The sequence below is a fragment of the Polaribacter batillariae genome, assembly GCF_017498485.1.
GTDB lineage: Bacteria > Bacteroidota > Bacteroidia > Flavobacteriales > Flavobacteriaceae > Polaribacter > Polaribacter batillariae.
Map to the genome: position 1 here is coordinate 2809663 of NZ_CP071795.1, position 23852 is coordinate 2833514.

The window sequence follows — 23852 nt, forward strand, 5'->3', positions numbered from 1 at the left end:
TAACCAAAAAAAATTAAACATTATGCAACAAAAAAACAACACGACAGCAATTGTAATTATTGCAGGACTATTTTTCATATTTGGGTTTGTAACGTGGATTAATGGTGCTTTAATTCCTTTTATGAAAACCATCAACGAGTTAACAGAATCGCAATCTTATTTAGTGGCGACAGCCTCTTATATTTCGTTTGTTGTAATGGCATTGCCAGCTTCTTACATTTTAGAAAAAATTGGTTACAAAAAAGGGATGTCTTTAGGGCTAATTATTATGGCTATTGGAGCTTTGGTATTTATACCAGCAGCAGAAGCAAGAACCTATTGGGTGTTTTTAGCAGGAATTTTTATTCAAGGAATAGGAATGACCATTTTACAAACCGCAGCCAATCCGTACATTACCATTTTGGGTCCAATAGAGAGTGGCGCCAAGCGAATCGCCATTATGGGAATAGCAAACAAAGTTGCAGGAGCATTAGGATCTTTAATTTTTGGAGCTTTATTGTTATCAGGAATCGATGAAACAAAAGAAAAATTAGCAGGTGCAACTTTAGAAGAAAAAAATGTGTTGTTAGATACCATGGCAGATAGCGTATTTATGCCTTATGTTGTAATGGCAATCGCCTTATTTTTATTAGGAATTTTAATAAGAAAAGCACCATTACCACAAGTAGAAGCCGCAGAAGAACCCGTTTTAGAAGAAGGGAAAACCGCCAAAACAAGCATTTTCCAATTCCCTAATTTATGGTTAGGAGTAATTGCTTTATTCGTTTATGTAGGTGCAGAAGTTATTGCAGGAGATACCATTATCGCTTACGGAATTTCCTTAGGATTTACAGGAGAAGAAGCAAAATTCTTTACCACCTATACCTTAATGGCAATGGTGGCAACCTATGCCTTAGGCGTTCTCTTAATTCCTAAATATGTAAAACAAAAAACAGCTTTAATCGCCAGTGCCGTTTTAGGAATTGTATTTAGTTTTTGCATATTAAGTACCACAGGTTTTACCTCAGTACTATTTGTTGCGGCTTTAGGGATTGCAAACGCTTTGGTTTGGCCAGCCATTTGGCCCCTAACTTTAGATGGTTTAGGAAAATTTACCAAAACAGGTTCTGCATTGTTAATTATGGCCATTTCAGGAGGGGCTATCATTCCGCCTTTGTATGGAAGAATTGTAGATGCCAACAAACACGAACTTATAGCCAATGGAATACAAGAAGCAGACGCCATTGCAACAGCATCTACAGAAAGCTATTGGATTTTAATTCCTTGCTATGCAATTATCCTATTCTTTGCAATATGGGGTCATAAAATAAAAAATTGGAGTAAATAATCGAGATTAATTTTAATATAGAGAAGCAATACATCATGTTAAAAAGTAAAATAGACAAAGCCACCGGATTCGAGAAAAGATTCGAGAATATTGGAACTGTAGTTTTCGAAGATTCAAGAGAAGCATCAGCACAAGTTGCAAAAGAAATTGCAGATTTAATTAAAGTAAAGCAGTCGCAAAAACAACCTTGTATTTTGGGGTTAGCAACAGGTTCTTCTCCCAAAGGCTTGTATGCAGAATTGGTTCGTTTACATAAAGAAGAAGGCTTAAGTTTTAAGAACGTAATTTCTTTTAATTTAGATGAATATTACCCAATGGAACCCGACTCTGTAAATAGTTACGTGCGTTTTATGCAAGAACAACTGTTCAATCATGTCGATATTTTACCAGAGAATTACCACATTCCAGATGGCACCTTGTCAAAAGAAGAAATTCGAGATTATTGCGACCAATATGAAGCAAAGATAGAAGCTTTAGGTGGTATCGATTTACAGATTTTAGGAATTGGAGGCAATGGGCACATTGGTTTTAACGAATCTGGTTCTCTTCAAAATTCAAAAACACGTTTAGTTGCTTTAGACCATATCACAAGAGTGGCTGCAAGTGGCGATTTTTCTGGATTAGAAAACACGCCAAGAACGGCAATTACATTGGGAGTAAAAAAAATTATGGAAGCCAAAAGAGTTATTTTATTGGCTTGGGGAGAAAGAAAATCGAACATCATAAAAGCTTCAGTAGAAGACGAAGTAACCAGTTTGGTACCTGCATCGTATTTACAAGAACATAGAAATGCCACGTTTGTATTAGACAAAGCAGCAGCATCTAAACTCACAAGAATCAATACGCCTTGGTTGGTAGAAAAAATTGTTTGGACAGATCATTTAATTCGAAAAGCAGTATTAAGTTTGGCTTTAAACTTAAAAAAGCCCATTTTAATGCTAACAGATGCCGATTATATCGAAAACGGAATGAGTGATTTGTTGGCAGATTCTGGCCCCGCTTACGACATTAACATTAAAATATTCAATAAATTACAAAACACCATTACAGGTTGGCCTGGAGGAAAGCCCAATGCAGACGATAGTAAACGACCAGAAAGAGCAGAACCGACCAAGAAACGAGTGTTAATTTTTAGTCCACACCCAGATGATGATATCATTAGTATGGGAGGAACTTTTAAAAGATTGCACGAACAAGGTCACGAAGTACATGTAGGATATCAAACTTCAGGAAATATTGCAGTAGCAGATGATGAAGCATTGCGTTTTGCAAGTTTTGTATGCGATTATAACGAGAAATTTGGCATCGACAATACAGAAGCAACAAAAATTTATAAAAAAGCAGTTAAATTTTTAAAGAACAAAAAGTCGAGTGAAATAGATACCCCAGAAGTAAGGTACATTAAAGGCTTAATTAGAAAAGGCGAAGCCAGAGCCACTTGCCATTTTGTAGGTTTACCAGATGCTCAAATTCATTTTATGAACCTGCCGTTTTATGAGACAGGTGCCATAAAAAAGAATCCAATAGGAGTTGGCGATGTAGAAATAACCAAAGATCTAATAGAAAAAATAAAACCACACCAAATTTATGCAGCAGGCGATTTGGCAGACCCACATGGAACGCATAAAGTTTGTTTAGACGCTATTTTTGCAGCGGTAAAAGAATTAAAGCCAAAGAAATTTATGGAAGATTGTTGGGTTTGGTTGTACAGAGGCGCTTGGCAAGAATGGGGTATAGATGAGATAGAAATGGCAGTTCCAATGGGTCCAGACCAGGTATTGGAAAAGCGAAAAGGAATTTTTAAACATCAATCACAAAAAGATGGTGTTGTTTTTCAAGGCTCAGATAGTAGAGAGTTTTGGCAACGAGCAGAAGATAGAAACAGAGAAACCGCAGAGTTATACGATAAATTAGGCCTGTCTCATTACGCAGCAATGGAAGCATTTGTGAGGTGGCATTATTAAAACTTTAGTAAATAATAATACCTTAATCCCATCAGTTTTTAAATTAAAAATGATGGGATTTTTTTGTGGAATTAATGTCATCGTCAAAAAAAATGTTAAAGGAGTTAAAATAACTTCTATTACAGATAATAATAACGAAATTGCCACTTTATATTTGCAACTCTAAAATTTACTGTTAAATAGCATTCCATAAAATGCCAAAGAAAAAGAAATATCGTTTTTTAAGAAGAACATTAAGAGTGTTTTTGGGCATATTGTTATTTCTATTTTTAATTGTTCTTTTTATAAGAAGCTCTTGGGGGCAAAGTATTATTGTAGATAAAGTAGTAAGTTATGTTTCCGATAAAACAAACACAAAAGTTGCCGTAGAAAAATTATTTATTACTTTCGATGGTAGTGTACAGCTAGAGGGCCTGTACTTAGAAGACACCAAAGGAGATACCTTAGTATATACCAAATCTTTGGAAGCAAACGTGCCTCTTTGGGCAATAATTCGTGGAAACGGAATAGGTGTAGATCGTTTAAATTTAGAAGGTTTACGAGCAAATATAACAAGAAAAGACACCATTTCTGGGTATAATTTTCAGTTTTTAATAGATGCTTTTGCGCCAGAAAAGCCAGCTCCTGTTGCGAAAGATACCACTGCAAAACCATTAGATATTGTTTTGGGTAATTTAGCTTTTAAAGAGATCGATTTTTTGTTGAAAGATGAAGTTTTAGGACTTGATGGACGTTTTAAAATTGGTAAATTAGAAACAAATATGCAAAAAACAGATGTCGAAAATATGGTTTTCGAAGCATCTAATCTTCAACTTTCGAATTCGAATATTCGATTCGTTCAAAATCCATCTCAAATAGTTACTACAGAAGAAGCGGCTCCTTTACCAAAATTTTCCGTGGATAATTTAAAAATAGAAAATGTAAATGCGTTTTACAAATCGAAAATAGAAAACATTTCTTCCACTATAAATATTGATGATTTTTATGCAGAAATTCCGCAAATAGATTTGGCAAAAAACACAATTAATTTAGACGATTTACAACTTAGCAATTCTAAAATTGATTTAAATACAGTTTCTAATAAAAATGAAGTTAGTTCAAAAAACAATGAAGCTGTAAAGATGCAATGGCCTGCATTTACGATAAACATTGCAGCAATTAATTTAGAAAATAATACAATCAATTATTCTAAAGACAATACAAAACCTCAAAAAAACACCTTTAAGGCGAAAGCAATTTTGGTAGAGAATTTAACTTTAAAAGGAGCAAATATTTTTCTGAAAGATAAAAAAGCGAGTGCAACAATTTCTCAACTTAATTTTAATGAAGCTTCAGGTTTTAATTTACGCCAATTTGCATTTAATTTGAATGCCACAGACACACAGTTAAATGTAAACGATTTAGATGTTAAGTTAAATAACAATATTTTAATGGGTAATATCGATTTAAAATATGCATCTTTAAATCGGCTTTTAACAACTCCAGAGAAAACAAAAGTCAACTTAAACATACCTACCTTTAAAGCGTCATTAAAAGAGATTTTTAAATTTCAACCTTCACTTAAAAAAAATATTTATTTAAAAAAGGCAGGTAAAAAATTAATTACAGGAAATATTCAGGCGAATGGAAGTCTGGCTTCTATCGACCTTAGAAAGACAAAGGTAAATTGGGGAAATTCCACAGAAATTTCAGCAAATGGAACATTCAAAAATGTTACAGATTCTACCAAGTTATTGTTTGATATTTCAACGTTAAAAGCAACAACAAAACGTGCAGATATTACTCAATTTATAGATGAAAAAGAATTGGGAATTCAGCTTCCAGAAAATATTTTATTAGTAGGTAATGCAAGTGGTTCTCTAGACAGTATCTATGTAGATGCAAAAACCACCACCACACAAGGAGTTGCTAAAATAAAAGGAAACTTTAAAAATAAAAATACGATAAGTTACAATGCCGTTGTAAAAATTGAAGACTATAAAGTAAACGAATTGCTAAAAAAACCTAAATTCGGCGCATTAAGCTTAACAATAAACTCAAAAGGAAGTGGAAAAAAAATAAACACTTTAGATGCTACTTTAGAAGCCAATGTCTCGAAATTTACACTAAATAATTACACGATAAAAGATTTAAGTATCAATGGCGATGTTCGTAATGGTAAAGGAAACATAACATCGAAATACAAAGACAATAATTTAAACATTGCTTTAAATGGTAAAGTGTTTTTAGATTCGATTGCCTCGAAAGCAAACCTACAATTAGACGTAATTGGTGCAGATTTGCAAGCCTTAGGTCTTATGAAGAGAAACGTAAAAACAGGCATGGATATTTCTTTAGATTTTAAAGGAAATAGCAAAAATTACGATGTAGAAAGTAAAATTATAAACGGAGTTTTTGTGTACGATAATAGAACTTATTTGTTAGGAGCAATTGATGCAAAAGCTTATGTAGATAAAGACACAACCTCTCTTTCTGTAAAAAATAAAATGCTAAATTTAAACTTAAAGTCTAATACAGACCCACAAACCTTTACAAAGGCAATTCAACGTCATATTTTTAGTTATTTTTATAGAGATGAAAAAGTTCCAGATTCTATAAAAAATCCAGTAAACTTAAAGTTTAAAGGTAAAATAGCACAATCTTCGTTATTAAAAGACGTTTTTTTAGTAAACGCAAAAGATATAGACACGATAAATGTTGCTGTCGATTTTAACGAATTAGAAAGAAAATTAGAGGCTAAAATTACGGCGCCACATATTAATTATAGTGGAAATGAGTTAGATAGTTTGGCGTTTTCGATGAGCACAAATAAAAATAATTTTAATTTCGATTTAGGATTTAAAAGAATTCTTGCAGGACCTTTAGATGTTCCAAGAACTTACATTACAGGAAATCAAACCAATAACGAGTTGTCTCTTAATTTTTTAGGCTCACAAGATGGAGAAACATTAATGAATGTAAATACAAAAATTACGGGAAACAGAAATCATTTAAAATTTACGGTACATCCAGATAGTTTAATTTTAAATAAAGGAAGATGGGCAATACCGAATGATAACGAAATTTCGTTAAAAAAGAATGAAATTACGTTTCATAACTTTAAAATTTCGAAAAACAACCAATCTATAGAAATTACAGATAAGCTGCCAAGAATCAATAAAAAGCACATTGCAATAGACTATAAAAATTTTAATATAGACGAAGTTTTTAACTACTTAAATCCAGAAACAGAAATAGCAACTGGCATTTTAAACGGAAGCTTTATTTTAGAAAATCCGTTCGGAGATACAGGAATTATCGCAGACTTAAATGTACGTAAATTAGAGGTTTTAAAGACAGATTTAGGAACCCTAAAATTAGAAGGAAAATCTTTAGGAAATAGCAAATACGACTTTAACGCAGGTTTACAAGAAGGTAATGTGAATTTAGATTTAAATGGAGACTATTTTGCGAGTAATAAACAACTAAACTTAAATTTAGTAATTCATAAATTTAAAATGAAAGCTTTAAATACGTTTTCATTAGGAGAAATAAAAGAAACCGATGGTAGTTTTTCAGGAGAATTTAAAGTTACAGGAACCATATTCGAACCCAAATATAATGGAGATATTACCTTTAAAAATGCAGGCTTTAATATCTCTAAATTAAACACGAAATTCTTCTTAAATAACGAAACCTTAAAGTTAGATAATAGCGGATTAACATTAGCTAATTTTAAAATTTTAGACGCAAAGAAAAATGCACTACTACTTTCAGGAAAAATTGGCACAAAAAGTTTTATAAACCCAACTTTCGATTTAAGTGTAGATGCTAAAAACTTTCGAGTTTTAAACGCAACAAAAGAAGATAATGAATCTTTGTACGGAACTGCTACTTTTAATGCCAATGCAAAATTAACAGGAGACTTACAAATTCCTAAATTAGATGCAAAATTAACACTTGGCAAAGACACAGATGTAACCTATGTAATGCCTTCTGTATATGCAAATGTAGAGGAAAGAGAGGGCATTGTTGCTTTTGTAAACAGAGAAAACCCCAATGCAATTCTTACCAGAACCGAAGAACAAACAGCCACCATCACTGGTTTTGATATTTCGGCCTCTTTAAAAGTAGATAAAAAAGCTACTATTACAGTAGTTATTAATAAAGATACAGGCGATAATTTTAAAGCCTCTGGTGAGGGAGATTTTATATTTACCATGGTTCCAAATGGAAGAATTAACCTCACAGGAGCTTACGAAATTTCAGATGGGCATTACGAACTAAACTTATACAATTTAGTCGATAGAAAATTTTTAATTGCACCAGGAAGTAGAGTTAGCTGGTCTGGTGACCCTTTTGATGCAGATTTAAATGTAAGAGCAATGTATAATATAGAAACGTCTGCTTCTCCATTAATGGCACCACAAATTTCTGGATCAGAACCCTCTGTAAAAAATAAATATAAACAAGTACTTCCTTTTGAAGTTTCTTTAAATGTCGATGGAGAATTGCTGCAACCAAAAATATCTTTTGGATTAGACATGCCAAAAGAAGAACGAGGTGCTGTAGGTGGGCAAGTTTATGGTCGAGTACAACAAGTAAATCAACAAGAGGCAGAATTAAACAAACAGGTTTTTTCTTTATTGGTGTTAAATCGTTTTTATCCAGATACAGGAAATGATGGAAGTTCTGGAGGTTTTGCAACGGTAGCAAGAGATAATTTAAACGATGCAGTTTCTGAACAATTAAATACTTTCTCAAATAAAATTTTAGGAGATTCTGGAATCGAACTCGACTTTGGTTTAAATAGTTTTACAGATTACCAAGGAGATACCCAACAGACAGAACTCAATTAGACATTGCAGCGCAAAAGAAATTATTTAACGATAGACTTACAGTTAGGGTTGGAAGCGAAGTAGATATTCAAGGAAGTAGTGCAACTGGAGAAAAAGCCCCGTTAATAGGAAATGTAAGCTTAGAATATAAAATTACCGAAAATGGTAGATATCGATTAAAAGGTTTTAGAGAAAGTAGGTTCGAAAATGTAATTGATGGGCAAACCATTGTAAGTGGAATTGCACTAATTTTTACCCAAGAGTTTAATCACTTTAGGGAACTTTGGAATGCCATTTTACGTTCACCAAAGAAAAAAGAAGAAGCGAAGGCAAAGAAAAAAGAGAAAGAGAAAGAAAAAGAAGAGAAAGAATAAGTAGAGAAGAAAAAAAACTAAGTTTTTTGAAAACAACATTAAAACATACCGCAATTTTATTTTTTTTAGGAATACTGCTATATTCTTGTAGCATTCAAAAATACATTCCAGAAGGAGAGCGTTTATATACTGGCGCAAAAATTAATTTAAAGGCAGATTCTAGTGTGCAAAAAGTTAGCGAACTAAAAGCAGATTTAGAAACGGTTTTGCGTCCAGAACCAAATTCTAAATTCTTAGGGATGCATTTGGGCTTGTATTATTACTATAAAAATCAAAAAGAAAATCCGAATTTTATAAACAGGTGGTTGTATAAGAAATTTGGTCAAAAACCTGTATATCAATCGGATGTAGAGGTTTATGATATGGAAGAAATTCTAAGAAACAGACTCGAAAACCACGGTTTTTTTTACAGCAGAGTGGCATCATCATTTAAAGAAAAAAAGAAAAAAGCCTCTGTAATTTATAATTTAAATGTGCCTGCTCCATACAAAATGGAAACTTATCAAGTAGATCGTATGGTATCTCCAATTTATGCAGAAGTTAAAGAGTTGTCTAAAAGTTCTATTTTTAAAAAAAACATGCGCTTCGATTTACAGAATTTAAAATTAGAACGCCAAAGATTAGATGCAGCATTAAAGAAAAAAGGATATTATAATTTTAATGATAGTTTTTTACTTTTCGAAGCAGATACAAATCAATATAAAAATAAAAGATTCGATTTATTTCTAAAATTAAAAGCCGGGGTTCCAGAAAAAGCTATTGTTCCTTATAAAATAAAAAGAATTAATATATACCCAGATTACGATATAAAAGACAGTGCCAATACAAAAGCAGTACGTTACAAAGAAAAAAGTTACCATCAAGATTCAGTATATTTTAAACCCAAGTATTTAGACGAATTTATTACCTTAAAAGAAGGCGAATTCTACAATCCTATTACCTCAAAAAATACGGCAAGACGACTTTCTGAAATTGGAGCATACAAATATGTAAACATTCAATATAAAGAGCTAGATACTTCTTTAACAAATCAAATGGGCGCTTTAGAAGCAAATATTTTTCTTTCTCCATTAACAAAACGTGCCATTAGAGCAGAACTACAAGCAGTAACAAAATCTAACAATTTCGCGGGGCCTAAATTAGGTTTAACCTACAGCAACAGAAATTTATTTAAAGGAGGAGAAACTTTAAATGTAAGTTCGAATATTGGTTATGAAACTCAGATTTCGAGTGGCGATAATTTAGGGTTGAGTAGTATAGAATTAGGCTTAAAAACAGAACTGATTTTTCCAAGAGTAATTGCCCCTTTTTCTTTTAAAGAAGATTTTTTCGAATATTCGATTCCTAAGACCAAAACCAGTTTAAGTGCCACTTATTTAAGTAGAAGTAAACTATACACCTTATTATCTGGAAACTTGTTTTTCGGTTATGTTTGGAATGCAAATAGGTATATCACTTATGAAATAAACCCAATTTCGGTAAATTATACACGTTTGTCTAATACCACAGCAAAGTTTAAAGAAATTTTAGAAAACAACCCTTTTTTACAACGCAGTTTCGACCAGCAATTTATTTCTGGATTAACTTTTTCGTTTACTTATAACGAAATGTTAGGTAAAAACAAAACACATCAATTTTTTGCGAATTCTACATTAGATGTTGCAGGAAACTCCATAAGTTTATTCGCAAAAGAAACAGCAGCAGGAAAACCAAAAGAATTTTTAGGATTGCAATTTGCACAATATGCAAAAGCAGATGTAGATTTTAGATATCATTACAATTTCGGAAGAAATAACGAGCAAACCATTGCAACAAGACTTTTTGCGGGTTATGGTTATGCTTATGGAAATTCGGATGTGGTTCCTTTTGTAAAACAATATTTTTCTGGAGGGCCATACAGTGTACGAGCGTTTAATATTCGATCTTTAGGACCTGGAACTTATAATGAAGATGAAGACCTAAATACAAACGGAACATTTTTCGATAAAACCGGAAACATACGTCTAGAAGCAAATATCGAATATCGTTTTCCTATCTATTCCTTTCTTAAAGGAGCTGTTTTTGCAGATGCAGGTAATGTTTGGAATTCCGAAGCAAATCCAGCTTTTAATGGAAAAGATAAATTTACATCAAATTTTATAAATGAATTAGGAATGGGTGCAGGTTTAGGTTTGCGAGTAGATGTACAAGGCTTTGTAATTCGTTTCGATTTGGCGGCGCCATTTCACGATCCCTCTTTTAAAAAGGGAGAACGTTGGAATTTTAGAATAAACGAGCCTGTTTTAAACTTTGCAATTGGGTATTCTTTTTAAAAAAATGGATATAATATATTAAAAAAACAAAATTTGTAAAAGAAGCAAATACCTTATTCTTTAAAACCCTGTGCAATTCTTTCCAAGGCATTAGCGTTTAAAATAGAAATATTTTTACCTTTAAAGTCGATATTTTTTTTCTTCTTAAATTCAGATAATAAGCGAATTACAGACTCTGTAGCAGTTCCAGTAATATTCGCAATGTCTTCGCGAGAAAGCTGTATGTCTATAAAACCATCTTTGTCTGTGCCAAACTTTTTCTTTAAATTTAAAAGCGTTTCCGCCAAGCGTTGTTTTACAGTTTTTTGTGCCATATCTACAATCACATTATCTGAAGTTTTAAGCATTCCAGCCATATCTTTTAAGACAGCCATTGTAAAATTTATATTTTTCTCTAAATCGTTTATGATTTCTTCTTTCGGAACAAAACAAATTTCCATATCACTTAAAGCAACAGCCCTTAAATTGGCAACTTCTTCAGAAACCAAGCTTCTTTCTCCTAAAATTTCTCCTCTTTTTACCAAACTAATAATTTGGTTTCTTCCATTTTCGCTCATTTTAGAAACTTTACAAACCCCTTCTTTAATACAAAAAACACCATTTAAGTGTTTACCTTCTTCAAAAATAGTATCTCCTTTTTTAATAAATAACGAAGTTTTACACGCAGAAATTCTCATCAATTCTTTGTTAGAAAGGTGCTTTAAAGAATTAAATTGACGAACAATACACTGCTCACATTTACTCATAGTTACTAATAATGGTTGTTATTTCAAAGGTATTAAAAAACTGACAAATATCATATTTTAAATTACTTTCTTATTAGAACTTTGCAGTAGGCAAAAGAGTAAATATGAAATCGACACAATGTTATCACTGTGGTGATTCTTGTGATGATGATTTAATTAAATTTGATGAGAAAAGTTTCTGTTGTAATGGTTGTAAGACTGTGTACGAGATTTTTTCTGATAACGATTTAACTTGTTATTACAATTTTCAAGACAATCCAGGTGCAATTCCTCCTGAAATTCAAGGAAAATACGATTTTTTGGATACAAAATCTATTGTAGAAAAACTATTAGAATTTAACGACGAAAGTACACAAATAGCAACCTTGTACGTTCCACATATACATTGTAGTTCTTGTATTTGGGTTTTAGAAAATTTACACAAATTAAAGCCAGAAATTGCTACTTCTCAAGTAAATTTCCCCAAAAAAACAGTTCGAATTACTTACAACGCACAAACCACTTCTTTAAAAGAAATTGTTTTATTACTAAGCTCAATTGGTTATGAACCTTACATTAGTTTAGAAGATTACGAATCTGGAAAAAAGAAAGTAGATCGAAGTTTATTATACAAATTAGGCATTGCAGGTTTTGCGTTTGGTAATGTAATGTTTTTATCGTTTCCAGAATATTTCGAAGTATCAGAATTTTGGTTAGAACAATATAAAAATATCTTTCGATGGTTAATGTTTACCTTTTCTTTACCTGTTGTTTTTTACGCAGCAAAAGATTATTTTATTTCGGCGTACAAAGGGTTGCGTTCTAAAATTTTAAATATCGATGTTCCTATTGCACTTGGTATAACTGTACTATTTATAAGAAGTTCTGTAGAAATTATCTTCGATTTAGGCACTGGTTTTTTCGACAGTTTAACAGGTTTGGTTTTCTTTTTGTTGTTGGGGAAATTTTTTCAGCAAAAAACCTATAATTTCTTGTCTTTCGAACGCGATTATAAATCGTACTTTCCTATTGCAGTTACAAGAATTTCTTCTGAAGGAAAAGAAGAAAATGTACAAATTTACGATATCGAAAAAGGCAATAGATTACTTATTAGAAACCAAGAATTAATTCCCGTAGATGGAATACTAATAAACGGAAACGCAGAAATAGATTATAGTTTTGTTACAGGGGAAGCCAATGCTGTACATAAAAAATCTGGAGACAAACTATTTGCAGGCGGAAAACAATTGGCGGGAGTAATAGAAATGGAAGTTTTGGCTTCGGTTTCGCAAAGTTACTTAACACAATTGTGGAGTAACGATGTTTTTCAAAAAGATAGCAAATCTCATTTTAAAACCATTACAAATACGATTAGCAAAAATTTTACAATTGCAGTTTTATTAATTGCATTTACTGCGACTGCATATTGGCTATTTTTCGATGCCAGTAAAGCGTTAAACGTATTTACTGCCGTTTTAATTATTGCATGTCCGTGTGCAATTGCCCTGGCTGCGCCATTTACTTTGGGCAATATGTTGCGTATTTTTGGAAAGCAAAAATTTTATTTAAAAAATGCTACTGTAATAGAACAATTAGCAAAAATAGATACCTTAATTTTCGATAAAACAGGTACCTTAACCACCAATAAACAAAATAATATTAATTATGTAGGTGCTGCTTTAAATTGGCAAGAAAAAAACATTTTAAAAAGTGCTTTAAGAGCTTCAAACCATCCTTTAAGTAGAAATTTGTATCGGGTTTTTAATGATGCTGAAACAGTTTCAATTACTAAATATAACGAAGTTGTTGGAAAAGGAATTACGGCAAATTACAAAGAAACGGTTGTAAAATTAGGAGCTGCATCTTTTGTGAAAAATAACTCTAAAAAAGCAACTTTAGATACTGCTGTTCACATAAGTTTTAACGATAAGTACAAAGGAAAATTTATCTTTAAAAACGCCTATAGAAAAGGGGTAAAAGTATTGTTTTCATCTTTAGGAAAAGCCTATAATTTGGCAGTTGTTTCTGGAGATAACGAAGGTGAAAAAGCGTATTTACAAGAAAATTTACCAAAAGGAACCCATTTATTATTCAACCAAAAACCAGAAGATAAATTAAATGTTGTTGCCAAACTTCAAAAAGAAAATAAAAAAGTAGCGATGATTGGCGATGGTTTAAACGATGCTGGTGCTTTGGCACAAAGCGATGTTGGCATTGCTTTGTCCGAAAACATTAATGTGTTTTCGCCTGCCTGTGATGGAATTTTAGATGCAGAAAAGTTTCATAAAATAGCAACTTATATCAAGGCATCAAAAAAGGCAATTAAAATTATAAAATATTGCTTTATACTGTCTTTATGCTACAATGTGGTAGGCTTGTATTTTGCAGTTACAGGGCAATTAATGCCTGTTATTGCAGCAATTTTAATGCCATTAAGTTCGATAAGTATTGTTGTTTTTACAACCATTTCTACAAATATATTAGGAAATAAAATAAAATAAAAATTATGAATATAGCCTCGTTTTTAGAAGATGTTCAATTCAATTCGAACAAGCCAGCTTTAACACTTTTGTTAGACACAGATTTCTCGAAAGAGATAAGAATTGTGTTTAAAAAAGGACAAACCATGGAAGATCATCAAGCGCCATTTGCAATTATTGTTCATATTGTTGAAGGCATTATCGATTTTGGAGTAAATAAAGAAGTAAAAAGGTTAACTGCTGGGCATATCTTGTCTTTAAAACCACATGAAGTCCACAATTTAACTGCAATTGAGAATAGTATTGTGCGTTTAACATTATCGAAAACCGACAGTGTAAAACGAGTAAAAGAAGTGTTGTAATCATGAAAAAATCACTCATTCAAAAATACAATATTCCAGGACCAAGATATACCAGTTATCCAACTGTGCCTTATTGGAATAAAGAAGGAATAGATAAGCAAGATTGGATTACTTCGTTTCGAAAATCGTTTGTAGAAAGCAACTCATCAGAAGGCATTAGTATTTACATTCATTTGCCATTTTGCGAGAGTTTATGCACCTTTTGTGCCTGTCACAAACACATTACAAAACGTCACGAAGTAGAAGAAGAATATATAGAAACCGTTTTAAAAGAGTGGAAATTGTACAGGGCTTTGGTAGATGAAAAACCAATAATTAAAGAGTTACATTTAGGTGGTGGAACCCCAACATTTTTCTCAAAAGAAAACTTACAATATTTAATGAACGGTATTTTTTCAATTGCTAAAAAACATCCAGATCACGAATTTAGTTTTGAAGGGCACCCAAATAACACCACTAAAAAACAATTGCAAACGTTGTACGACTGTGGATTTACAAGAGTGAGTTTTGGGGTGCAAGATTATAACGAAAAAGTTCAAAAAGCCATCCATAGAGTGCAGCCTTTTGAAGCCGTAAAACAAGTAACAAGATGGTCTCGTGAAATTGGTTATACTTCTGTGAGTCACGATTTAATTTTTGGCTTGCCATTTCAAACCAAAGAAGCTGTAATGCATACCATTAATAAAACCAAAGAATTACAACCCGATAGAATTTCATTTTACAGTTATGCGCATGTTCCTTGGGTAAAAGGAGTAGGGCAAAGAGGTTTTAATGAAAACGATTTGCCAAAAAACGACGAAAAAAGAGAGCTTTATGAAATCGGAAAAGAATTATTTGCAGAATTAGGCTACGAAGAAATAGGAATGGACCATTTTGCGCTAAAGACAGATGGTTTGTATAAAGCGACTGTTAACAAAACATTGCATCGAAATTTTATGGGGTACACAGCCAACAAAACACAATTAATGGTTGGTTTGGGCATGTCTGCAATTTCCGATTCTTGGTATGCATTTGCACAAAATGTAAAAACGGTTAAAGAATATCAAAAATTGGTAAATAAAGGTGAAATTCCAATTTTTAGAGGACATTTATTATCTAAAGAAGATAGCATTATAAGAAAACATATTTTAAATATGATGTGTCATTTTTCCACTTCATGGGAAGCAGAAAATATGAAAATTCATAATTTAGAAAAACACTTAAAATTGCTAGAAGAAATGGAGAAAGATGGTTTGGTAGAGGTGGGTAAAAACTCACTCTCAATCCCAGAAAAAGCAAGACCTTATGTTCGAAACATTTGCATGGCTTTCGATCTTCATTTATTAGAAAATAAGCCGAAAACACAATTGTTTTCTATGACTATTTAAGTTTAATAAAATATCAAGAATTAATTAATGGTTTTAACCTATTGAAAATAATAAACGGTACACCCAGTTTGTTAGGTTGTAAGCATTTTAAGTAAACATTGTAGAAAAGATTTTTTCAGAATCACAAACGAAGTGCAAATTATTTTAACAAAAAATTAAGAAATATGACAAATATCATATTTTAAGAAGTCAATCGATATTATTTTTGATACATCAATTATCAGGCAAGATATGAGCGTAATATACCTACTACTTTCACTAAGTATTTTAGTGGCAATTGTATTCTTTATCGCATTTATTTATTCAGTAAAAAAAGGGCAATACGACGATTCGTACACGCCTTCTGTTCGTATGCTGTTTGATGATGAACTTGTAAAAGTCAAACAAGAAAAATTAACTAAAGATTAAATTTTAAATTATGGAAATGCAACAATTTTATTACGATAATAAAATCGTAAAAAAATTCATCTACGCAACACTACTTTGGGGTATCGTAGGTTTTAGTGTAGGTTTGTTACTTGCGTTTATGTTCTTGTTTCCAAACTTAACAGAAGGAATTTCGTGGTTAAGTTTTGGGCGTTTAAGACCATTGCACACAAATGCAGTAATTTTTGCCTTTGTAGGAAATGCAATTTATGCAGGAGTTTACTACTCTTTGCAAAGATTGTTAAAAGCCAGAATGGCAAGTAACTTTTTAAGCAACTTTAATTTTTGGGGTTGGCAAGCAATTATTGTTGCGGCAGCCATTACACTTCCTTTAGGTTATACATCATCTAAAGAATATGCAGAACTAGAATGGCCAATAGACATTGCCATTGCTTTGGTTTGGGTAGCATTTGGTGTAAACATGATTTGGACGATTTTACAAAGAAGACAACGCCACTTATACGTTGCTATTTGGTTTTACTTAGGAACTTTTGTAACGGTTGCAGTGTTGCATATTTTTAATAGTTTGGCATTACCAGTTGGTTTTTTAAAATCGTACTCTGTATATGCAGGTGTACAAGATGCTCTTGTGCAATGGTGGTATGGCCATAATGCAGTTGCATTTTTCTTAACCACACCATTTTTAGGATTAATGTATTACTTCGTACCAAAGGCAGCAAATAGGCCTGTATATTCTTACAGGTTGTCTATCGTGCATTTTTGGTCTTTAATATTTATTTACATTTGGGCAGGACCTCACCATCTACTATATACTTCTTTACCAGAATGGGCACAAAATTTAGGAGTTGCGTTTTCTGTAATGCTAATTGCGCCTTCTTGGGGAGGTATGATAAATGGTTTATTAACTTTAAGAGGTGCTTGGGATAAAGTTCGTACAGATCCTGTTTTAAAATTTATGGTAGTGGCAATTACAGGTTATGGTATGGCAACTTTCGAAGGCCCAATGCTATCTTTAAAAAATGTAAATGCAATCGCACATTTTAGTGATTGGATTATTGCACACGTTCATGTTGGAGCATTAGCATGGAATGGATTTTTAACATTTGGAATGCTGTACTGGATGATTCCAAGACTATTTAAAACAAAATTATATTCGGTAGCATTGGCAAACGTTCATTTTTGGGTAGGTACCTTAGGAATTATTTTGTACGCTTTACCAATGTATGTTGCAGGTTTTGTACAAGCTTCTATGTGGAAACAATTTAATCCAGATGGGTCTTTAACCTATGGTAACTTTTTAGAAACAGTAACCGAAATTATACCCATGTATTGGATGCGTGCCATTGGTGGTAGCATGTATATCTTAGGCGCACTTGTAATGTTATATAATATTATTAAAACAGTAAGAGCAGGAAGCGAAGTAACAGACGAACTAGCAGAAGCAGCACCATTAAAAAAAGTGCCAAAATACAGAACAAAAGGCGAAGGATGGCATACTTGGTTAGAGAGAAAACCAATCAAACTAACAATTTTTGCTACGATTGCAATTTTAATTGGTGGTATTATTCAAATTGTGCCAACATTATTGGTAAAATCGAACATTCCAACCATTAGTAGTGTAAAACCTTATACTCCTTTAGAATTAGAAGGAAGAGATATTTACATTAGAGAAGGTTGTGTAGGATGCCATTCTCAAATGATTAGACCTTTTAGAAGTGAAGTAGAGCGTTATGGAGAATACTCTAAAGCAGGTGAATTTGTGTACGATCATCCATTTTTATGGGGAAGCAAACGTACAGGGCCAGATTTACATCGAGTTGGTAAAAAATACAACGATAGTTGGCACTTAAATCATATGTACGATCCGCAAAGTACTTCTCCAGGTTCTATTATGCCATCTTATAAATGGTTAATAACAAACGAACTAGATAAATCTTCTACAGAAGATAAAATGAAAGTGATGGTAAGTCTTGGTGTACCTTACACAGAAGAAGAAATTGCCAATGCACAACAACACATGTTAGTGCAAGGAACTAAAATTGAAGAAAACCTATATGCAGATCCAGACTTTGCAAAAAGTTACGAAGCAGATAAAAAATATGCTCAAGAAAACGGAGAAGCTTTTGTTGAGATGAGAAATAGAGAAATTGTAGCTGTTATTGCATACATTCAACGTTTAGGTACAGATATTAAAGTAAAAGACGAACAACAAATCTCTAAAAATTAGAAAACATGTTAAAATTCGTAAAAAACCATATGGAGAGTATTACTGGGATAGAAATTTATCCATTAATATCGTTATTAATATTCTTCACTTTTTTTGTAGCCTTATTTTGGTGGGTGTTTACAGCAAAGAAAGAATATATTAATAAGGTTAGTAATATTCCACTAGACCAATAAATTTATTTAAAATGAAAAGATCTTTTCAATCTACAGTATATGTAATCTTTGTAATTGTTACGTTTATAGCACTTGCAAAAGCGTTTATGGTGTACGAAAACCCATTCGATATTTACGAAAACCCTCTGGTTTGGTTGGCTTTAATTGGGTTCGTTTTAGTAGTTGTCTTAAAAGAAATCGTAAACGTGTATGCTTTAAAAAAAGCAACCGATTTACAGAACGAAAAAGATGGCATTATTCCTGAAGACCCAAACCTTTGGATTAAGAAATTATTAGTAAAATGGACAAGAGCCAAAGCAATTGACCAAGAAGAAGACATTATTTTAGATCATAATTACGATGGAATTAGAGAATTAGACAATTCTCTTCCACCTTGGTGGGTATATATGTTTTATGCAACAATTGTTTTTGCATTGGTGTATTTAGTGCGATTTGAAGTTTTAGATGGCGATAGCCAAATTGTAGAATATAACAAAGCAGTCGCAGAAGCAAAAAGAGAAGTAAATAAATACAGAGCAACCGCTACAGATTTAATTACAGCCGAAAACGTAACACTTTTAACAGACGCTAAAGATTTGGCAAGAGGTAAAGCCGTTTTTAATTTAAACTGCGCATCTTGTCACCTAGCAGATGGAGGAGGACAAATAGGCCCCAATTTAACAGATGAATACTGGATTTTAGGTGGGGGAATAAAAAATGTTTTTAATACCATACATAATGGAGGTAGAGATGGAAAAGGAATGATTGCTTGGGACAAAACCTTAAAAGCTGCAGACATAGCAAAAGTAGCGAGCTATGTTATTTCTTTACAAGGAACTACACCTGCAAATGCAAAAGCACCACAAGGAGAAAAATGGGTAGATCCAAATGCAGAAGAAACTAAGAAAACAACCGAAGAAACAGAAGAGGTAAAAGACACAATAAAAGCAAAGTAAAAATTTAGTTTTAATTAGTTTTTTAATAGTTGATAAATGGAGGCACCCAAGAACGAACAATTTAGAGATAGTATTGCTACTGTAGATTCAGAAGGAAAACGTTCTTGGGTATTTCCCAAAAAACCAAGTGGAAAGTTCTATAAATACAGAAGCTATGTAAGTTATTTTCTATTGGCTTTTTTACTATCTGCTCCCTTTATTAAAATTAATGGAAATCAGTTTTTACTTTTTAATATTTTAGAAAGAAAATTTAATATTTTTAGTTTTCCTTTTTGGCCACAAGATTTTTATTTGTTAGTGGTTTCAATGATTATTGGAGTTGTTTTTATTATTTTATTTACCGTAATTTTCGGGCGAATTTTTTGTGGGTGGATTTGTCCGCAAACCATTTTTTTAGAAATGGTTTTTAGAAAAATAGAATATTTAATTGAAGGAGATAGAGGAAAGCAAATAAGGCTAAGCAAACAACCTTGGAATGCAGATAAAATTCGTAAGAAGCTTTTAAAGTGGTTTGTTTTCTTTATAATCTCATTTATAATTGCAAACGTTTTTTTAGCGTATTTAATAGGTGGAGATACCGTTATAGAATACATTACAGGAAACCCTTTAGACAATATTAGCACACTTATTTCACTAATAATTTTTACGGCTGTTTTCTATTTTGTCTTTGCGTGGTTTAGAGAGCAAGTATGCATCATTGCTTGCCCTTATGGCCGTTTGCAAGGTGTTTTATTAGATAACAAAACCATTAACGTTGCGTACGATTACAAAAGAGGAGAAAGAGAAACTGGGAGAGCAAAATTTAAAAAAAATGAAGATAGAGAAGCCGTAGGAAAAGGAGATTGTATCGATTGTAAACAATGTGTTGTTGTTTGCCCAACAGGAATAGATATTAGAAATGGTACACAGTTAGAATGTGTAAATTGCACAGCTTGTATAGACGAATGCGACCATATTATGGAAAGCATTAATCTACCAAAAGGTCTTATTAGATATGCAAGTGAAGACAATATAGCAAATAAAAAACCCTTTAAGTTTACAGCAAGAATGAAAGGTTATTCTTCTGTTTTATTAATTTTAATAGGTATTTTAATAGGAATGTTGTTTTTAAGAAATGATGTCGAAGCCAAAATTTTAAGATTACCAGGACAATTATATCAACAAAAAGAAAACAATACTATTAGCAACGTTTATACATATAAGGTAATTAATAAAACGAGCAAAGATATTAAAGACGTAAGTTATAAATTATTATCTCATAAAGGAACCATTAAATTGGTCTCGAACCATAATTTTACAGTTCCAAAACAAGGCTTGGCAGAAGGAACTTTATTTATAGAAATTAACGCAGCAGCTTTAAAAAGCGACAAAGATAAAATAGAAATAGGTGTTTATAGTGGCGATAAATTAATTGAAACAACCAGAACGAATTTTTTAGGGCCAAGAAGTTATAAGTAGTTGGGAGTTGGGAGTGTGAAGTTTGAAGTTTGAAGATGGGAGTTTGAAGTTTGAAGAAAGAAGTTATTAATAAAATGTTGTTGATGTCATTTCTACGTTAGGAGAAATCTCAAAGACATAAATTACAAAAGTTTAAAATATGAAATTTAATTGGGGAACAGGTATTGTGGTTGCAATTGTAGCTTTTATAAGCTTTATTTTGTATTTCGTTATAACAATGAGTACAGATAAATCGTTTACACACGATTTGGTAACAGATAAGTACTATCAAGAAGAATTAAAATTTCAAGATAAAATAGATGCACAGAAAAATGCATCTTCTTTAAAAGAAAATATAAAAGTAACAAAAACTAAAGAAGGTTTAAAAGTAGAGTTTCCAGAAGCTTTTACTCCAAAAGACATTCAAGGAAAAGTGTTCCTGTATAGACCATCTAATAAACATTTAGATTTTGAAATACCTATTTCGATCTCTAAAACATATTTGCTCGTGCCTGAGAAACGTTTAGTAGATGGTCGTTGGAACATGACAGTATCATGGAAATACAAAAATAAGGAGTATTTATTTAAGAAAGAACTGATGTACTAATGTTTTTATCGGCACTAATTTTTGGATTGTTGGGTAGTTTCCATTGCATAGGAATGTGTGGGCCAATCGCTTTTATGTTGCCAGTAGATAGGCAAAAACCAGTGAAAAGATTTTTCCAAATTTTAAGTTACCACTTAGGTAGGTTATTTACTTACAGTTTAATAGGCTTGTTGTTTGGTTTTTTAGGAAAAGGTTTTTTCTTCTTTGGTTTTCAACAGCAACTATCTATAATTGCAGGAATAAGTATGATTTTAATCATCTTGTTTCCCCAAATTTTTAAACGAGTAAATTTTTCTACAAAAATTAGCAGTCTTATATTTAAAGTAAAAAATGCTTTAGGAAAAGAATTAAAGAAAAAAAAGAACGATACTTTTTTTACCATTGGTTTTTTAAACGGTTTTTTACCCTGTGGACTTGTTTATATGGCTGTCTTTGGAGCCTTGGCAACCACAAATGCTTTTGCAGGAAGTTTATACATGTTTTTATTCGGTTTAGGAACAATTCCGTTAATGACCGCTGTAGTTTATTTAGGAAACTTCACAAAAGCAACTTTTAGAAAAAAAATACAAAAAGCGATTCCTGTAGTTGTTGTTTGTATAGGAACCTTATTTATTTTAAGAGGCTTGGGCTTGGGAATTCCTTACATTTCTCCAACTCCTATTTTAGAAGTTGTGTCTGCCAATAACGCCTGCCATTAAAATCGCTTTTACTTCATAATTTAAATAAAAATCTGTTAATAATTTAAAATCTGAACATAATTTATATTCTTTTGTAAGATTTTTTAAATTAGGGAAATTGCTTATTGATTGGGTTTGTGATCTAATATATATTTGTCGAGTACAATTAATGTATGTTAATATTTTTTACGAATCCCCCAATGTGTATATGTAAATAAAAACATGTACAAATTGATAAATTTTATTATTATGAAAAAATTACACTTACTTCTTGCAATAGTTTTGCTAACATTTTCTATGAAAGCTCAAGATGTAGCAATGGTTACTCCAATTAAATTTGACGAAAAGAATCGTTTTAAAACTTCTGATGATGATTTTACTCCTTTATTAGAAGAGACTACTTATACTTATAAATATAAAGGTAAGAACGTTTTGGTAATTTATACAAAAGACGAGCATGTAGAATATTTCGAAAATAAAAAGTATTTTATTAAATCGGATATCAAATGGACTTCTGAAGAAGAATGTTATATGACATTAAAAGAGTCTAACCTACCAAATTTTCCTTTCAAAAGAGGCACAAAACTGCATATGAAAATTAAAAAAATAAAACGTGGGTCTATTTACTATGAGACTACACTAGGAGGATATACTTGGGAAGGAAAAATGAAAAAAATATAGTTTTTCCATTTAGCACTTCAATTTTTAATTTATTAAAAATAGCCTGTAATTTTTAAAAGAGAAACAGGCTATTTTAATCGAGTTTGTTGATAATAAATAATACTTCTACAAATAGAATTTACCTTAATAAATACTTTTTTTACTTACTGTTTTAAAACTAAAAATGCGTCGTAGCAAATGCAATTTCTTGTTTTTGTTTATTGTGATAAGTAAAAAGAATCATCATTTTATTTTACAGTAAATTCAAACTTTCGAATCCTATAATTTACCAAATTAACAAGAATTTTTTGAACCCAAATCTTGCTGGCTTTTATTAAGAAAAACACAATTTTCAGACCCACATAAAACACATTTTAAGCTAAAATTTAATTATAAGTTGCTAAAAATAAGAATATTATCTATTTATTAGAGCTGTTATGTCTTTGAGAAAGGCTCTAATATGTATTTTCTTATTTCATTTAAACAAAACAATTTTTTACATTATGAGAAAGATATTTTTTACTCTTAGTTTTTTACTTACACTCTCTATTTATGGACAAAACAATATCGAAATATCTTTACAGCAAGATGCTCGTTTACTTTTGTTTGGAGACAAAAAAGGAAATGATGCTTTAACCGTTAACTTATTAACAAAATTAGCACTACCAGTTTATAATTTCGAAAATAGTTATTTACTGACTTATCTTTCTGTAGAATACGCAGATTTGGTTGAGAAAAATTATAAACGCTACTCACTTGGAGCTGGATATGCTATAAAAAGTATCTTTGGAAAAATAGGAGCAACTGCATATGCCGATTTTGGAAAAATTTACAGACAAAAAGATGGTTTTTTTAGTGTTGGCTTTAGTGGAGAATTAAGTTATAAAATTACTGAAAGGTTAAAAGTTATTTGCACACAGCAATTTACCTATAGAAAAGATTTAAAAGTATTATATAACTCTAAAAAAGAGTATGTAATTAGTGGTTTTATAGGGTTAAAATATAGATTATAATAAACTCT

At 31.6% G+C, this 23852-nt stretch carries 16 protein-coding genes and 1 pseudogene; 16 read left to right on the top strand and 1 reads right to left on the bottom strand.

Going from position 1 to position 23852, the window contains the following annotated elements:
* Positions 1 to 22: 22 nt before the first annotated feature.
* The 4 genes and pseudogenes from JL193_RS12420 (at position 23) to tamL (ending at position 10794) form a co-directional block, all read left to right on the top strand.
* A complete protein-coding gene (locus tag JL193_RS12420) occupies positions 23 to 1327 on the top strand; it encodes a sugar MFS transporter (RefSeq protein WP_207971104.1) in 1305 nt (434 codons plus the stop codon).
* 35 nt (positions 1328 to 1362) lie between these two features.
* On the top strand, positions 1363 to 3291 hold the full coding sequence (gene nagB, locus JL193_RS12425) for a glucosamine-6-phosphate deaminase (RefSeq protein WP_207971105.1): 1929 nt from the start codon (positions 1363 to 1365) through the stop codon (positions 3289 to 3291).
* Between the two features lie 3497 nt (positions 3292 to 6788).
* Positions 6789 to 8482: pseudogene (locus tag JL193_RS17270) on the top strand (translocation/assembly module TamB domain-containing protein).
* Between the two features lie 26 nt (positions 8483 to 8508).
* A complete protein-coding gene (gene tamL / locus JL193_RS12435; RefSeq protein WP_243456752.1) occupies positions 8509 to 10794 on the top strand; it encodes a translocation and assembly module lipoprotein TamL in 2286 nt (761 codons plus the stop codon).
* A 53-nt stretch (positions 10795 to 10847) separates the two neighbouring features.
* Here the strand turns inward: tamL and JL193_RS12440 are convergent, their stop codons facing one another.
* Entirely contained in the window at positions 10848 to 11540 is a 693-nt protein-coding gene (locus tag JL193_RS12440) for a Crp/Fnr family transcriptional regulator (protein ID WP_207971106.1), read from the bottom strand.
* A gap of 104 nt (positions 11541 to 11644) precedes the next feature.
* On the opposite strand from JL193_RS12440, the gene JL193_RS12445 reads away from it, so the two are divergent.
* The 12 genes from JL193_RS12445 to JL193_RS12500 all read left to right on the top strand — a co-directional run bounded on the left by JL193_RS12445 (position 11645) and on the right by JL193_RS12500 (position 23844).
* Entirely contained in the window at positions 11645 to 14020 is a 2376-nt protein-coding gene (locus JL193_RS12445; protein WP_207971107.1) for a heavy metal translocating P-type ATPase, read from the top strand.
* A 5-nt stretch (positions 14021 to 14025) separates the two neighbouring features.
* Positions 14026 to 14361: an AraC family ligand binding domain-containing protein gene (locus JL193_RS12450; protein ID WP_207971108.1), complete on the top strand. Its 336-nt coding sequence runs from the start codon at positions 14026 to 14028 to the stop codon at positions 14359 to 14361.
* Positions 14362 to 14363: 2 nt separating this feature from the next.
* Positions 14364 to 15728, top strand: coding sequence for an oxygen-independent coproporphyrinogen III oxidase (gene hemN, locus JL193_RS12455; protein ID WP_207971109.1), 1365 nt, complete (start codon positions 14364 to 14366; stop codon positions 15726 to 15728).
* 231 nt (positions 15729 to 15959) lie between these two features.
* Entirely contained in the window at positions 15960 to 16136 is a 177-nt protein-coding gene (gene ccoS, locus JL193_RS12460) for a cbb3-type cytochrome oxidase assembly protein CcoS (RefSeq protein ID WP_207971111.1), read from the top strand.
* A gap of 10 nt (positions 16137 to 16146) precedes the next feature.
* On the top strand, positions 16147 to 18342 hold the full coding sequence (gene ccoN / locus JL193_RS12465; RefSeq protein WP_207971112.1) for a cytochrome-c oxidase, cbb3-type subunit I: 2196 nt from the start codon (positions 16147 to 16149) through the stop codon (positions 18340 to 18342).
* A gap of 5 nt (positions 18343 to 18347) precedes the next feature.
* The gene (locus JL193_RS12470) at positions 18348 to 18515 is read left to right on the top strand and encodes a CcoQ/FixQ family Cbb3-type cytochrome c oxidase assembly chaperone (protein ID WP_207971113.1); all 168 of its coding nucleotides are present in this window, start codon (positions 18348 to 18350) and stop codon (positions 18513 to 18515) included.
* 11 nt (positions 18516 to 18526) lie between these two features.
* Positions 18527 to 19450, top strand: coding sequence for a cbb3-type cytochrome c oxidase N-terminal domain-containing protein (locus tag JL193_RS12475; protein WP_207971114.1), 924 nt, complete (start codon positions 18527 to 18529; stop codon positions 19448 to 19450).
* Positions 19451 to 19486: 36 nt separating this feature from the next.
* On the top strand, positions 19487 to 20908 hold the full coding sequence (gene ccoG / locus JL193_RS12480; RefSeq protein WP_207971115.1) for a cytochrome c oxidase accessory protein CcoG: 1422 nt from the start codon (positions 19487 to 19489) through the stop codon (positions 20906 to 20908).
* 139 nt (positions 20909 to 21047) lie between these two features.
* Entirely contained in the window at positions 21048 to 21494 is a 447-nt protein-coding gene (locus tag JL193_RS12485; protein ID WP_207971117.1) for a FixH family protein, read from the top strand.
* The gene (locus JL193_RS12490; RefSeq protein ID WP_207971118.1) at positions 21494 to 22192 is read left to right on the top strand and encodes a sulfite exporter TauE/SafE family protein; all 699 of its coding nucleotides are present in this window, start codon (positions 21494 to 21496) and stop codon (positions 22190 to 22192) included. Before JL193_RS12485 ends, JL193_RS12490 begins: the two co-directional genes overlap by 1 nt.
* Positions 22193 to 22420: 228 nt before the next feature.
* Positions 22421 to 22852 carry a hypothetical protein gene (locus tag JL193_RS12495; RefSeq protein ID WP_207971119.1) on the top strand — a complete coding sequence of 144 codons (432 nt, stop codon included), beginning with the start codon at positions 22421 to 22423 and terminating at the stop codon, positions 22850 to 22852.
* Positions 22853 to 23334: 482 nt separating this feature from the next.
* A complete protein-coding gene (locus JL193_RS12500) occupies positions 23335 to 23844 on the top strand; it encodes a hypothetical protein (protein ID WP_207971120.1) in 510 nt (169 codons plus the stop codon).
* Positions 23845 to 23852: the final 8 nt, after the last annotated feature.